Source organism: bacterium, assembly GCA_030019025.1.
In the GTDB taxonomy this organism is placed as follows: domain Bacteria; phylum Hydrothermota; class Hydrothermia; order UBA1063; family UBA1063; genus UBA1063.
Genome location: JASEFR010000005.1, coordinates 29127 through 43647 on the forward strand (window position 1 = coordinate 29127; position 14521 = coordinate 43647).

General features: G+C 39.7%; 11 protein-coding genes and 2 pseudogenes. 10 read left to right on the forward strand and 3 right to left on the reverse strand.

Annotated features, from left to right (window positions below; translation table 11 throughout):
• The 4 genes and pseudogenes from QMD82_02130 to QMD82_02145 all read left to right on the forward strand — a co-directional run bounded on the left by QMD82_02130 (position 1) and on the right by QMD82_02145 (position 1702).
• Positions 1–308: pseudogene (locus QMD82_02130) on the forward strand (asparagine--tRNA ligase).
• A gap of 222 nt (positions 309–530) precedes the next feature.
• On the forward strand, positions 531–884 hold the full coding sequence (locus QMD82_02135; GenBank protein MDI6850723.1) for a hypothetical protein: 354 nt from the start codon (positions 531–533) through the stop codon (positions 882–884).
• 14 nt (positions 885–898) lie between these two features.
• On the forward strand, positions 899–1090 hold the full coding sequence (locus QMD82_02140) for a hypothetical protein (protein ID MDI6850724.1): 192 nt from the start codon (positions 899–901) through the stop codon (positions 1088–1090).
• Between the two features lie 57 nt (positions 1091–1147).
• Complete coding sequence (locus QMD82_02145; GenBank protein ID MDI6850725.1) at positions 1148–1702, forward strand: hypothetical protein; 555 nt, start codon at positions 1148–1150, stop codon at positions 1700–1702.
• Positions 1703–1738: 36 nt separating this feature from the next.
• Here the strand turns inward: QMD82_02145 and QMD82_02150 are convergent.
• Positions 1739–2116 (reverse strand): annotated as a pseudogene (locus QMD82_02150) (hypothetical protein).
• Positions 2117–2424: 308 nt separating this feature from the next.
• On the opposite strand from QMD82_02150, the gene QMD82_02155 reads away from it, so the two are divergent.
• Positions 2425–3903 (forward strand): C69 family dipeptidase, encoded by a 1479-nt coding sequence (locus QMD82_02155; protein MDI6850726.1) that lies wholly within the window; start codon positions 2425–2427, stop codon positions 3901–3903.
• Positions 3904–3970: 67 nt separating this feature from the next.
• On the opposite strand, the gene QMD82_02160 is transcribed toward QMD82_02155, so the two are convergent.
• Entirely contained in the window at positions 3971–5326 is a 1356-nt protein-coding gene (locus tag QMD82_02160; GenBank protein MDI6850727.1) for a glycerate kinase, read from the reverse strand.
• The gene (locus tag QMD82_02165) at positions 5323–6666 is read right to left on the reverse strand and encodes a GntP family permease (protein ID MDI6850728.1); all 1344 of its coding nucleotides are present in this window, start codon (positions 6664–6666) and stop codon (positions 5323–5325) included. Before QMD82_02165 ends, QMD82_02160 begins: the two co-directional genes overlap by 4 nt.
• A gap of 139 nt (positions 6667–6805) precedes the next feature.
• Here QMD82_02165 and QMD82_02170 point away from each other — a divergent pair, with 139 nt between their 5' ends.
• From QMD82_02170 to QMD82_02190, 5 genes are all read left to right on the forward strand, one after another.
• Positions 6806–8314, forward strand: coding sequence for a C69 family dipeptidase (locus tag QMD82_02170; protein ID MDI6850729.1), 1509 nt, complete (start codon positions 6806–6808; stop codon positions 8312–8314).
• A 58-nt stretch (positions 8315–8372) separates the two neighbouring features.
• Entirely contained in the window at positions 8373–9320 is a 948-nt protein-coding gene (locus tag QMD82_02175) for a hypothetical protein (protein MDI6850730.1), read from the forward strand.
• A 77-nt stretch (positions 9321–9397) separates the two neighbouring features.
• The gene (locus tag QMD82_02180) at positions 9398–10741 is read left to right on the forward strand and encodes a GntP family permease (GenBank protein ID MDI6850731.1); all 1344 of its coding nucleotides are present in this window, start codon (positions 9398–9400) and stop codon (positions 10739–10741) included.
• 91 nt (positions 10742–10832) lie between these two features.
• A complete protein-coding gene (locus QMD82_02185; GenBank protein MDI6850732.1) occupies positions 10833–13040 on the forward strand; it encodes a HAMP domain-containing sensor histidine kinase in 2208 nt (735 codons plus the stop codon).
• Positions 13027–14337 carry a sigma-54 dependent transcriptional regulator gene (locus QMD82_02190; protein ID MDI6850733.1) on the forward strand — a complete coding sequence of 437 codons (1311 nt, stop codon included), beginning with the start codon at positions 13027–13029 and terminating at the stop codon, positions 14335–14337. Before QMD82_02185 ends, QMD82_02190 begins: the two co-directional genes overlap by 14 nt.
• Positions 14338–14521 lie beyond the last annotated feature (184 nt).

Consider the following 14521-nt stretch of genomic DNA (forward strand, 5'->3'; position numbering starts at 1 on the left):
CGAAAGTGAGAGAGGACAACATCCCGGACCCCGGCGTCCTGCTCCCCATAAGGCATCTCTGGCTCAGAACGAGAAGACAGTGGGCAATAATGAGAATAAGACATACAATAGAAAAGGCGATACACGACTACTTTGATAACCTCGGATTTATAAGGATTGACTCCCCCATTCTCACACCCGCCGCCTGCGAAGGGACCACGACCCTTTTTGAAACCGACTATTTCGGAGAAAAAGCCTATCTATCACAATCAGGCCAGCTCTATCAGGAAGCTGCCTGTATGGCACACGGTAAAACTTACTGCTTTGGTACAATCGTAGTGCGTTAGCGCAAATTCTTCTTGAATGCTTTTACAGATCAATTAGAGATTGCAATCTGCCTTTCCAGGTAAAAAATATCACAATTCTAAAAATTAGGGTCTAACATGACCGATTGATGTACTCCTTTATAAGCAAAAATGCTATAGGAATAGCAAATTTATCAAATAGTCCTTAAAATTCGCAAAAATGGAGGTGCAAATGAGAATTACTGCTTGGTTACTATGTGCGGCTTTGACCTTGCCAGCTACATTATTGGCTCAAGAGGCATTATAAAAACGGAGCCAGCACCTGAAGACATAAGAGAGTCTATAAGCAAACAGCTTTCCAAAGAGGCAAAGAACATCCTGATTGTGAAAGAAGATGATAAAACGCAGCCCAGATTAGTAATTGTAACTTTCGAAGACGGAACCGTTGAAGTGTATAATATGCCTAAAGGCACAGTTTCAGAAGCTGGTACTTCGGGAAGAACCTTCCACACAATCAGCCAGACACTGCTGGGGTTTTCTCTGTACAGCTGGTCATTCCCTTCACTATTTGAACTCAAGGGCAATGCTGCGGGGCAGTAGGACTTTTGACACCTGTGGCGTGGTTTGGCTATTCACTATACTCAGCGAAAAACATCTCGTATCCCGAGGCTCTCGCGGGCTTTCTTGGTGGAATATCAGGCGCAGTGCAAGGTTATTATGTGGTAAGTGATGTAAAAGGTGTTTTCCCGTTATCTATGACGTCAAATTTTCTTGACCGCTATATTGTGAGGAAAACTGGAATCTAACCGGGCATCATATTTAGAAAATCTGTAAATAGCTATAACTCTTTTTATGAAGCCAACATGCTCAACTTGATAATTACAGGTAGAGGTCTTTCTGAAAATGGAATGAGGGGAGCCGCACTTTATTCTCTGCTTAAGAGTTATGGAACCTTTTTGCTTTTCAGAAATTCTAAGAATGTTACGGAAGGAGACGCACTATTTGAAGCTAAGCTTCAAATTCTAGGGGCAGAGTTTTTGCCTCTAATACTTCACAATGTTCAAATGGAAGGACAGGTTAGGGCTTTAACATCGTTCCTAGGATATGCCGCTGGATATGGCGTTGGATTGAAGCTCTCAGAAGACAGAGACCTTTCCTTTGGCAATGCTTTAATAATTGCCTTTTCCCCTGCTCTTGCATCATACCTCGTGGGTGGACTTACGTTACTTTTTACTGAAGATATTCCAGACGAAATGCTAAGCATCTATCCTGTCGTTGATTTGGGTCTAACTTATTTACTGTATCGGAACTTCTCAAGAAGAGAATATCTATCACCTTCCTCGATGCGGATCAATATATCATCTATGGTGGATGTTTTTGTTAAAAACTATGGGATAAGTTTTAATTTTAAGTTTTAAGGAAAAATCAGAACGGTATTGCCTGTTTTCAACTTTTTATCCACCTAATTTTCGCAACTCGTTCGTCGGGCGTATTTTTTCCATTTGGTGCTCTAAGGGTTTGTTGTAAATGGCTTTCTCTAAAACTGTCTTTAGCTTCTCAATCTTATCAGGATTCTTGCTTCTCGGGATACTTCTTAGATCGTATTTTACAGACGATGCTATGCAGGGAATAAGGTTGCCGTCGGCTGTGAGTCTTACGCGGTTGCAAGAACTACAGAATTTGTGAGATAAAGCAGAGATAAGGCCTACGTTCACCTCGCCTTGAGGTAATTTTATGATAAAATATCTTGCAGGTCCATCACCGAAAGTGCCACTTAGAGGTCTTATTTCTCCCAGTGCTTTCATTCTGTCGTAGAATACCTCTTCCCTGACGTAGTCTTCTTTCCATTTTCATCAAAGGGCATTAGTTCGATAAATCCACAGCGGATTTTCTGCAAGTCAACAAATTAGAGGACATATATTGAATTGCGAGTTTGAGCGCACCGATACCTTCGCTAGACATTTCAACCCTCATAAGAGACACATAGAAGAAATTCTTTAAATTATTTTTGTTTTTCCTCAACGCGGGGAAGCAAAAGTGCATTAAGGGTTGGACGTCTATGTCTATTTATTTTAACAAATATAATATTGACAAATCCCGGGAGAAGATATACACTTTAAAAATCTACAAGGAGGGTGCTATGTTAAAAGTACTAAGAAGCACAGGAGTAGTAGTGACTTTAGCAGCTATCCTCTCAGCGCAGGCATCTGCGTGTGATACTTGGGTAGCCATGAAAGATGCTACCGCTGATGGCTCAATTATATTAGCAAAGAACAGCGACAGACCTCCTATGGAAGCGCAACCTCTTGTCCACTTCCCTCGTCAGACATGGAAACCAGGATCCACTGTGAAATGCACATACATTGAAATCCCTCAAGTTAAAGAGACATATGAACATATTGGGTCAAAAATATGGTGGACGTACGGCTACGAGATGGGAATGAATGAGTTCGGAGTCGCAATTGGGAATGAGGCTGTGTGGTCAAAAGAGCCTTATCAATGGGGTGAGGGTCTTTTGGGAATGGATTTGTTGCGCCTTGGTTTGGAGAGAGGAAAAACAGCTTATGAGGCAATGCATGTCATAATTGACCTCCTCGAAAAATATGGTCAATGTGGAGATTGCGAGTATAAGGGAGAATGGGGAAATGCAAATTATCACAACTCATTTATAATTGCGGACCCTAACGAAGCATGGGTTTTGGAAACGGCTGGTAAATATTGGGTTGCCAAGAAGATTACGAGCGGCGTATATTCAATTTCCAATATCTACACAATTGAAAATGACTGGGATGAGGCACACCCTAGGTTAATAGACCATGCGATCGAAATGGGTTGGACAAAAAGCAGAGCTGACTTCAATTTTGCACGCGACTATGGAGCATACTGGACAAAGGAAGGCGCGAATCCTGGGGACATGCAAATAAGACGGAATGCCAGCTTAAGGCGTATGATGGAACAATATGGCAGGATTACAGTGGAAACAATGATGAATATCTGCAGAGATCACCATGAAGGTACTGTTGTGGAACCACGTTGGGGTGCAGCTGAAACGTTCTGGGCAACATTATGCATGCATGATAATCCAAAATCTGGATATCACACCGCGGCTTCAATGGTTGCTCATCTCAGATCCAACATGCCGCCACTCTTGAGGCAGGTATACTGGGCAAGTTTTTCAAACCCCTGTGTAAATGTCTTTAAACCATTCTACTTCCAAGGCGTGAAAGTACCTGCAAATTACGCAACAGGTACAAGCGATTACAACGCAAACTCACCATGGTGGTGGGCTAACCGCGTAAAACTTCTCTGCGACCTCAACTACGAGGCACTCGCCCCAGTAGCCCAATCGGTATTCAAGCAGACAGAAAAGTGGGAGCTGAATCGGATTCAGACAGTTGAAGCTACAGCACTCGATCTAGTTAGGAAAGGGAAGAATGCTGACGCGGTAAACCTTTTACAATCCTTTGTAAACGAGAACTGCACACGAGTCGAAAGTGAATACAAACTCTTAAACGAAATTCTTGAAAAAATGGTCAAATCATTAGGAATAAAATATCTCTATCTTGATTACTTGAAGAGCTGGACGAAACAAAAGAAAGTTCCTCTTCCAATAGAATAACACAACTGCAAGGCGAAACAATGGGCCCGCAGGAACTTGCGGGCCCATTGTTTCTCACAGCTCCTCTCTATTTTGTCTGAGCTACTAGAACAATCTGAACATCCATTACATTCGTGTTGGTTGGACCAGTAATATATAAGTCTCCAACTTTTTTGAAGAAATTATACGAGTCATTATTTTTTAAATATTCTTGTGGATTTAATCCTAACTTCCGTGCTCGAACCACGGTAGTGCCGTCTACAATAGCACCAGCAGCATCCGTGGGGCCATCTGTCCCATCGGTACCTGCGCTCATAAGTACAATGTTGTTTTCGCCTTCGAGTAAAATAGCTGCTGAAAGACACAACTCCTGATTCCTTCCACCGAGACCATTCCCACTGACCGTAACTGTAGTTTCGCCTCCGCATATTATGCAAGCAGGAGGAGATATCGGGTTACCTGATTTCATTGCCTCTTTTGCAACCGCACACAACACTTTTGCAACTTCTCTAGCTTCCCCCTCGACCATCGAAGAGAGAATAATTGCATTATATCCTAGATCCTTTGCTTTTTCTTTTATCGCTTGCAGAGCAATGTAATTATTCCCAACAATAAAATTATAAGTCTTACGGAATACATCCTCTCCTGGTTTTGGAGTCTCCGGAATTTTCCCTTGAAGGCCCATTTCGATCCTTGCAACCACCGATTTCGGAACTTTATCCTTAATATTATATTTCTCCAGTACATTAAAAGCATCAGCGAAAGTAGTCTCATCCGGAACTGTAGGCCCTGAAGCAATTGTATCAAGACGGTCACCAATCACGTCTGAAAGTATGAGGCTTACTACTGTCGCAGGATAAGCGAGCCTGGATAACTGTCCGCCTTTAATTTCCGAAATATGTTTTCGCACTGCATTCATATCCCGAATATTAGCCCCACAGGCTAAAAGAATCTTAGTTGTGAAAATCTTTTCATCCAGAGTAATACCATCTGCGGGATAAGGCAGTAAAGCTGACCCTCCTCCTGATATTAGAAAGAAAACAAGATCATCTTCTGTTGCACTTTTAAGGAAATTTAGTATTTCCTTAGCAGCTTTAAATCCATTTTCATCGGGAACAGGATGTCCGGCCTCAACAATCCTTATTTTATTTAGTTTTGCTGTATACCCGTATTTTACAACTATCAGGCCATCTGTTATCTTGTCCCCCAGTAATTCTTCAAGTGCTTTTGCCATAAAGGCAGTCGCTTTCCCCATGCCAAAAACATAAATTCTTTTAAATTGCCGAAGATCAAATGACTGTGAATCGCTGGTCCCATTTTTTATAAAAATAGAATCGTCTGATATCCTCACTGTATTTTTAATTATGTGATACGGATCGACGGCGAGTAATCCGTATCGAAACAGCTCTTTAATATCCCTACGTAAATCTACTATTGACTTCATAGCAATATAAGTGATATTATAAATATTACAATCATTGATGTGATCCCCATAACTATCGTCGCTGTAGTATATACCTTCAGAGCAATTGGAACATCGAGATTGGAGAATCTCGAAACAACCCAGAAATAACTGTCATTCGCATGGGACGCAACCATTGAGCCAGAACCCATTGCCAACAGAGCTAGCACTGGACCCCACCCAGCCGCCAAACCTAAACTATGCAACATAGGAGCAACAATTGCTGCAGTGGTAATAATAGCAACTGTAGAAGAACCCTGCGCTGTTTTCAGAGCCGAAGCTATGAGAAACGGAAGGAAAATTCCCAAGTGCAGATTTGTAAGCACCCCGCCGATGTAATCACCGATATGGGTAACTTTCAAAATATTCCCAAATACGCCACCCGCAGCCGTAATAGCCAAGATAGAACCTGCTTTTTCAACACCATCAAACAACCATTTATCTAATACATTTTTATTCCACGACTTGACCAGTGTAAGTGAAAAAAAGACCCCAATTAACAAAGCGAGCTGCGGTTCGCCCGCAAATATCACAAAATTTTTAAAAAAGCCACTTCCGATCGAGATACCTGGCATTAATATAATTGATTTTGTCGCAATGAGGATCACTGGTAATATTATTGGTATAAATGAATGCAGAGGGCTTGGTAATTTCTTATATTGCTCTTGAAGTTGTTCATACCTAACTTCGGATTCAGCAGGTACAAAATATTTTCTTCCCACTGTTACCGCCCAAATGTATCCAACAGCGGCAGGAAACAGCGTAACAGGCAAGCCCAAGAGCATTACACGACCAAGGTCCTCACCTACTATTCCAGCCGCGGCTGTTGCACCAGGATGAGGGGGTATTAAACAATGAACTGAATATAAAGCTGAACCAAGTGCCACCGCCATCACACTCATGCTGACTTTCGCTCTTTCTGCCAGAGCCTTATTCAGAGTGCTCAAAACCACAAATCCTGAGTCACAAAATATAGGTATTCCCACAATGTAACCGCTTATGCTCATCACTAAAGGTATTAACCGGGTCCCTACAATCTTTAAAATAAAATTAGCCATACTAAAAGCAGCTCCCGTTCTCTCAAGAATTACGCCGATTGTTGTGCCGCATATTATCACGATTCCGATAGATGCCATAGTGTTTCCAAACCCTTCTTTGATGGCTTCTAGGATTTTTTCGGCCGGTAAACCAGCAGCAATACCCACTCCAAGGGCAGTAATGAGCAAAACATAAAATGCATTCATCCTCACTACTGCCGTCATTATTATTATAAACAAAATTGCCACGAGGAAAATTATGAACAACCAGATACCATCAACCATTATCTCCTCCTCGCTAAAATTATAAACATATCCAACAGATGTGTCAAGTTGTTAACAAATTTATACATTTTTTTTATAAATAACTTGACATAACATCCCCATTATCTTATAATTTATCTACCTTAAAAGGAGGTTTCAAATGCTTAAATCAGCAAAAACCGTAGGAGCGGTGATACTAGCCACAATCGCAAGCATTGCAATTGTGGCTGCCTGTGACACCGGTGTGGCTCTCCCAGATGCGACAAAATCCGGATATACTATCCTAGGGAAAAACAGCGACAGACCGATATTTGACTGCCAGCCACTTGAGTTTCACCCCAGACAAAAGTGGCCTAAGGGAACAATGCTGAACCTTGAATACATTTCTATCCCACAAGTAGAAGAAACGTATGCTACCATTGGGTCAAGCCCATATTGGTGCTGGGGGTACGAAGAGGGAATAAACGAGTATGGGGTTGCGATAGGGAATGAGGCAATCTTCACAAAAACATTCAGGGAAGCCGCAAAGGCTTATAAAGAATCTGGCAAGGGAGAACTTGGCCTACTTGGAATGGACATCCTTCGCCTCGCACTTGAAAGGTCTAAAACCGCAAGGGAAGCAGTAGAATGGATCGGAAAACTAGTGGAAACCTACGGACAATTTGGTTCAGGTGTACCAACAGCCGATCACGCTAGCGGAGGTTACGATAATTCATATATTGTAGCAGATTGGAAAGAAGCATGGGTAGTTGAAACCTATGGTAAACGCTGGGTAGCCAAAAGGATTACTCACGGAACGTATGCAATCTCAAACGAGCCAAGCATTACTACACAATGGGATCTGGCCAGCTCAGACCTGGTGGATTATGCAGTCAAAAAGGGATGGTGGCCTAAGGATAGAACAGATGAATTCAATGTTGCACTTGCATATGTTGATTTCTATACCCCGGCTCAGGTATCACATATAAGAGCCATGAGATACAGACAACTATTAAAAGAGAGAGAAGGCACTATTGATGAAAATTGGTTCAAGAGAATCTTGAGAGACCATTATGAAACTACATTCCTCGAGGGGCCGCAATTTAACCCAGCGCTTCCTGATTTCCTCACAATTTGTATGCATTCCTCACCAGCAAACTTCACATGGGGAAATACTGCAAGTTCAGCAATATTCATACTCCCACCCCCTGGAAGCAATCACCTTGCTGTAATGTGGTGGGCACCTGTGGCACCCTGTAACAGCGTATATATACCTGTGTTTGCAAATATCACAAGACTTCCGGATTTTGCCACGAATGCTGGAGAGGCAGGAACAAAAGTTACTCCACCAAATGAAGCCAAACCAGATAAATACTCACCGAACTCACTTTGGTGGGAAGTCAGAAAATTGCTTGATCTAACTAAAGGAGATGAAATAGGTAGCACATGGCACATAAGACATCCTATAGTTAGAAAGGCTTTTGATGACCTAGAGGCCGAATTCGCAGCGGGCTTAAAGGTTGTTGAAGCAAAAGCGGTAAAACTTTACGCACAAGGGAAAAAGAAAGAAGCGGATGAACTACTAACAAAATATACAGAGGAATGCTTCAAAAAGGCACTGGATACAGTTAGAGAACTTCAAAAAGAAGTCGTGAAATATGGAAAACCTTTATCACCAAACATGGAGTAAAATGTTAATCTGCGCGGAGGCGAGAGTCGCCTCCGCGCACTCCAAAATGGGAGGAACCATGAAAAAGTTTTTGATGTTTACATTATTTTTATTGATAATCCCCGCAAAAAGGATTAGCGCAAAAGTAAGCGGTTTCGTAATATCAAACTACGAATATACAATCGATGGTCCAAAAACAGGTAAATTTTACATGCCCTTTGTATGGTTAATATTCAGTGATAACTTTGACGAACAATTCGGTTTCAATGTATGGTATGACTTTCAAAATTCCGGATTCCTAATGGGCTGGGTAGATATCAAATTAGCGAACTATTTCAATGTTAGTGCAGGAAAATTAGTAGCACCTTCAAATCAGGAATGGTACACATACCCACCTGACCAGCTAACCCCATTTTTCTCAGAAGTCTCTGGATTAGTTGGTGTGCTTGGAAAGGGCATGGATTATGGTTTAGGAATTTCCGGAAATGTCTCAAAGATTACTTATAATTTGGCTGTTTTACAGGGAGATGATAATGACTACAAAGATTTCTGTGGAAGAATCACTCTGAATTTATTCGACGGATTTTACCTTTCAGGGCATACATATCAAATAAGGGCTTATGCAAGTGGAGAGAAAAGGGCTTTTTCAGGTATAGACATCAATTACACCGGTTTCAACTTTGACTTACGCGCAGAATATGACTTTGGAATGGCAGATACCTTATTCACCATGGGTCCCAATAATATTAACCCCCAAAAGTTTAATGGATATTATGTGATGATCGGCTATTCAAAGCAGATTTCAAGTAAAATTTCCCTTCAACCTGTGGTGAAGTATAGTGTCTTTGAACCAAAAGTTAGTGGGTTCAGCCCAGTCAAAAACCTTATCGGGGGATTGAATTTGATTGTTGGCAACAAACTGAAAGTTATGATTGCCTATAGAAACATATCTGATGACTCAAGTGTATGCTACACCGATGCACAGAAAAAGGGATCAGTCGTTGTAAGAACACAGCTCTCTTTCTGAGGTAGATCCTTATTAGTATTCAAAGCTTAAGGGGAGAACGCTTGTTCTCCCCTTAAGCTTTTATTATAATTATAGCGATGCTATATATACCCTTATCGTTGATTGCAATTGCCGTTGCGATGCTCCTTATTATACTATCAATAGTAAAATTTCGATTGCATACATTTCTGATTTTAATTTTTTCAGCATACATATTCGGGATTATAAGCGGGATGCCGTTAAGAGAAGTCGTTGATAGAATTTGTGAAGGATTTAGCTCCACTCTTGCAGCCATTGGGATTGTGATTGCATTCGGTTCAGTAATTGGTGTATTTTTGGAAAAATCTGGTGGGGCGGTTTCTATAGCACAAACTATTATTAAAGTTGTTGGAAAATCAAGAAGCCCTCTCGCAATGGCAATTTCTGGCTTCATAATTTCCATTGGAGTTTTTTGTGACTCAGGTTTTATTATTTTGGCCCCTCTGAATAGGGCATTGGCAAAAGAAACGAAAATAAGCTTAGCAACATATGCTACAGCATTAAGTTTGGGGTTATATTCCAGTCACACCCTCATACCACCTACTCCTGGTCCTTTAGCTTCATCAGAAATACTTGGAGCAGATGTAGGAACGGTAATTCTTATAGGTTTTTTAGTGGCTCTTCCCACAACAATTGTAGGATATCTCTTCGCAAAATATTTTGCATCAAGATACGACATTTCTATTGATACCAGAAAACACCACGAAAATACTAAATCTTCAAACTACACTCTACCAAACCCACTACTAGCGATATTGCCTATAATAGTTCCTATACTCTTAATTCTTCTTAGATCATTTTCAACTATGTCACCTTGGATAGGAACCATACCCCAGCTGTCAAATATAGTAGACTTCTTAGGACATCCTGTAACAGCTATGATGACTGGAATGCTTATTTCTTTCACATTAGAAAAAAATCCCAAACAATTAGGCCAGAAAGGGTGGATTGCAGAAGGTTTTTCGAATTCCGCGATGATTATTTTAATCACAGGTGCAGGTGGTAGCCTTGGAAACGTCCTGCGCTACAGCAAATTGCTTGATATCGTGACACATTTCCTCCTCGGATCTCAATTATCGTTGTTATTACCCTTCCTGATTTCGTTGATTTTAAAAACTGCTCAGGGATCGTCTACAGTTGCAATGATAACAACTGCCTCGATCATGCAGCCGATCTTAGGTACTCTTGGACTTTCGTCTCCCATTGGAAGAGTATTAACTGTGTGTTCCATCGCTACTGGTAGCATGATCGTGTCACATGTAAATGATAGCTACTTCTGGGTGGTTTCCCAGTTTTCAAACATGGATTTCCCGACAGCCTATAAAACCCATACCCTTGGCACTTTGCTGACAGGATTGTTCTCATTTTGTCTTGTCCTAATATTGGGATTAATACTCTTATAAGCGCATAGGTATGCATATTTTAACCCTCCTGATTTTGGTGCTTTGTTCGAATGTACCAAGCCGGAACAGCCTGTTCGACGTCAAAGTTGAAATGGAATTTAATGGGCCATATTACTCCTTAACGTGTAACATTATAGGGAATGCTGATCCGGAATTGATAATAATTGACAGTAGTCAAAACAAGTTAACAATATTGAGTAGTACGCTTAAAACAATAACTACCGTTATTCCTGCAGAAAATCCAGATCATGAACGCCTATTTCTTGCATCCGCTACGTCGACTGACGAGACTTTTCAGACTTCGAATTTAAAGTATTTAATCATGTTTTCAAAAGATAGGAAAAAATTATACTACCTCAACCATAATCTCACGCTACAAGCATTGAACCTTCAAGAATTTGCTATTAAAACGGATAGCACGTTATACTGTTTTGTCCAAAACGAAAACAACCCTAATAAAATAATTTTTTTATTCATTTCTACAGAAGGAAATTATACAATCCTAACAACACTCACCTCAAAAGAGATGGAGAAGCACGAATTATTACCAGGAAAAGTTATACACGCAGCTTCATCTAAGGGTAAAATTTACTTTTGCTTAAAAACTGACACAGAACTAGTGTTTTATTCAAGAGACTCGACTTCCTCTCAAGAAATATTCAGGATGCCTGCAGATTCTGTTCTACATGCAATTATTGTTGACACTTCTGCAATAATTTTCACTAAGAGCGCAAAAAAACAGATTATTGCAACAATTACCGGCCTTGGCTCCCGCGTGTCTCAGCAAATACTTTTTACAGTCACCGGGTCAAAACTTAATACAATTGGGCTGGTAGAGGGTAAACCCTTTAAATTAGCGATTGTTTATGACGATTCTTGTTTTGCACTGTTTTATAACTCAAATCTTTTTCTTCGCAATTTCAGCGAGGAAATTTCTAGCGTTTCTTTAGTTTCAAATGCTCTCGGAGAAAAAAGTATATATTCAATTATAAGGTTTAAAAATTCACCAGATTTGACAATGTTCGACCTTTTCGGAAACGAAATTGTGAGATTTAAAAATACAAACTCTGTTTACGCTTTTCATGGCAAGGGAAAAAATGGCCTCATATTGAATAGACCCAATGGGGTTCAGATAGTTTCAGTGATACCTAACATCCTGCTTATCAAAAAGAAACTTCTAATCGCCGTCATCGTGCTTGGTTCATTAATTCTACTACCATCAATTGCTTATGTTATATCCCGAATTGATTTTGATATTTTTGTACACAAAACTTTTCTTTCGTTCTCGGACGAGCTTGTAATTGTGATCGACAAAAAAAAACTTGTTCGGTACATTAATGGCAAAATGAAAGCATTCCTGATTCCATTTATAAGTCCAAATACACATTTTCAAGTGCATATAAAATACCTCCTCGAAGATCCACGATTAAAAGATATCCTTGATTTGATTCTTCTTTCGATCAAAGAAAATCGAACCCTGGAGAAATTAATTGAAATAAACGTGGGAGAGAAGCATCTTTTTATTTTCAGGTGCATACCACTTAGAAGACATTTAAAGACGGGGGCCTATCTGTGCATTATGAAAGATGTAACTAAAATAATGGAGGAGCGACACATTATCTCTTGGGCGCAACTCACCAGAAATATCCTTCATGAGGTCAAAAATCCCTTATCTTCAATATTAATTGCCGTTGAAAGGATCAAAAAGAAATTAAGCCAAGAAAATGTAAAGACAAGAGAAAACCTAGATAACTACCTAAAAATCATAAAAATGGAAGCAGAAAGAATTAACAACCACCTTCGAAATCTAATCAAGTTATACTTAAATAAACAGCTAGATTTAAGTAAATATGATATATGTAAATTGATCACCGAGGTTCTCGAATCTGCAAAAATCAACTATCCTAATGTCTCCTTTCGGTCTTATTGCCCAGATAAGATCATTCTCCCCTTGGATGCAGAATTATTCAAAATGGCGATATCCAACTTGATCAACAACTCTATAGAGGCAGTTAACCCTCATAATGGCTATGTTGAAATTAAAGTCGAAAGAACGACTACAAGTCTTGTAACCATCATAATAAAAGACAACGGCATTGGAATAGACGAATCAGAGCTCAACAAAATATTTGAGCCTGGCTACAGTACCAAGACCACAGGGTTTGGTCTTGGACTTACAATTACTAAGGAAATTATAGAAAGTCTCGGGGGCTCCATAAATGTTGAGAGCAAGAAAAACAAGGGAACAACTGTAATATTGAAATTAAAATACGAGGAGGAAATTGATGCGCAAGTATAATATTTTAATTGTCGACGACGAAGAACATATCCGAACCTTACTTAAAGAAAGTTTAGAAGATGAGGGGTATGAAGTTTCAACAGCTAATAACGCCGTAATAGCACTTGATTTAGTAAAGGACAATAATTTTGACCTGATCCTATTAGATCTGCGTATGCCTATAATAGATGGAGTAGAATTTCTTACAAAAATAAGGGAAATAAATAGTATCCTCCCCGTAATTGTAATTACGGGACACGGTACTATAAAAGACGCAATAGCAACTGCACGCTTAGGGATTTTCGATTTTATAGAAAAACCCTTAGATTTCGAAAGGCTTCTGTCTACTATTAAAAATTGCCTAAAAGACTATGAACTCAAAACCCAGCGAGTGCTATTTCTCTGGGAACGCGAAAATGAGGTATTTGAATCAAAATCGATGCAGCGTGTGAAACTCTACCTTGAGAAAGAGTGTGATTCTCCTAAGATAAACCTGATTTTCTCCCAGAAAGGAGGGGACAGGCTAACTCCTGCTCGATTTCTTCACGAAATTTCAGGCAGGAAAAGCGGGACTTTCAAATATCTTAATTTAGCACTTATCCCCCCTAAACAACATAACTCAGCTGTTTTTGGACCCTATGGTGTTGTTTCAAATATTACTACAGGAACGATTCTTCTCGATATGATAGAAGAGTCCTCTGACGAACTTCAAGAAGAAATCCTAAACTTATTTGCAAAAAATATGCTTGAAGAAAACAAGGGCGTTTCAAACTCTCTCAAAATAGTCTGTGGTACCGTATCAGATATAAAGATACTTGCAAGGGAGGGAAAATTCAACAATGCATTATCCAACATACTTGAAGACTCTAAAATCGTTATACCACCCCTAAGTATGCGAAAAGATGATATTCCTTATATTTTCAATCAATACGTAAAGTACTACACAAATCTGTACAACATACCGCTAAAAACTATTCAAAAAGACGTAATTACGCAAATTAAAAAATATCCCTGGCCTGGAGACATTCAAGAATTGAAGAACTTTGTGCGTAACCTATGCCTAACCTTCCCGGAAAAAACCACTATTGACCTGGAAGATCTAATGGAAGTATGGACCGAACATAAGCACAAATTTCAATTTGAGCTATCAGGACAGATTCCATTGAAAGAAGCCAAAGAGCAGTTTGAGAAAGAATATATAACCTATATATTAAACGAAAACAATTGGGGTATAAGAGCCACCGCCAAAATTTTAAAAATCGAACGGACTTATCTATATTCAAAAATCAAGAGATACAACCTCCAAAAGTTCAAATAGAAGTATAGGCCTCAATGAGAATTTACAATTTTTAAAATCACTGGTTATTTGCAGACCACTTTAGACAAGTAAAACGCATAGGATCTAATAGGATCTAACCTGACCGATGGTTAATCTCAAATCAACTGTGAATCCTACCATTCCAGAAAATCTTAACCTAAAACATTTAATCAACCCAACTTTC

Coding starts and splice junctions, on each gene's coding strand:
- QMD82_02145 (MDI6850725.1), top strand. CDS start 1,148: ATGCTCAACTTGATAATTACAGGTAGAGGTCTTTCTGAAAATGGAATG.
- QMD82_02155 (MDI6850726.1), top strand. CDS start 2,425: ATGTTAAAAGTACTAAGAAGCACAGGAGTAGTAGTGACTTTAGCAGCT.
- QMD82_02160 (MDI6850727.1), bottom strand. CDS start 5,326: ATGAAGTCAATAGTAGATTTACGTAGGGATATTAAAGAGCTGTTTCGA.
- QMD82_02165 (MDI6850728.1), bottom strand. CDS start 6,666: ATGGTTGATGGTATCTGGTTGTTCATAATTTTCCTCGTGGCAATTTTG.
- QMD82_02170 (MDI6850729.1), top strand. CDS start 6,806: ATGCTTAAATCAGCAAAAACCGTAGGAGCGGTGATACTAGCCACAATC.
- QMD82_02175 (MDI6850730.1), top strand. CDS start 8,373: ATGAAAAAGTTTTTGATGTTTACATTATTTTTATTGATAATCCCCGCA.
- QMD82_02180 (MDI6850731.1), top strand. CDS start 9,398: ATGCTATATATACCCTTATCGTTGATTGCAATTGCCGTTGCGATGCTC.
- QMD82_02185 (MDI6850732.1), top strand. CDS start 10,833: ATGGAATTTAATGGGCCATATTACTCCTTAACGTGTAACATTATAGGG.
- QMD82_02190 (MDI6850733.1), top strand. CDS start 13,027: ATGCGCAAGTATAATATTTTAATTGTCGACGACGAAGAACATATCCGA.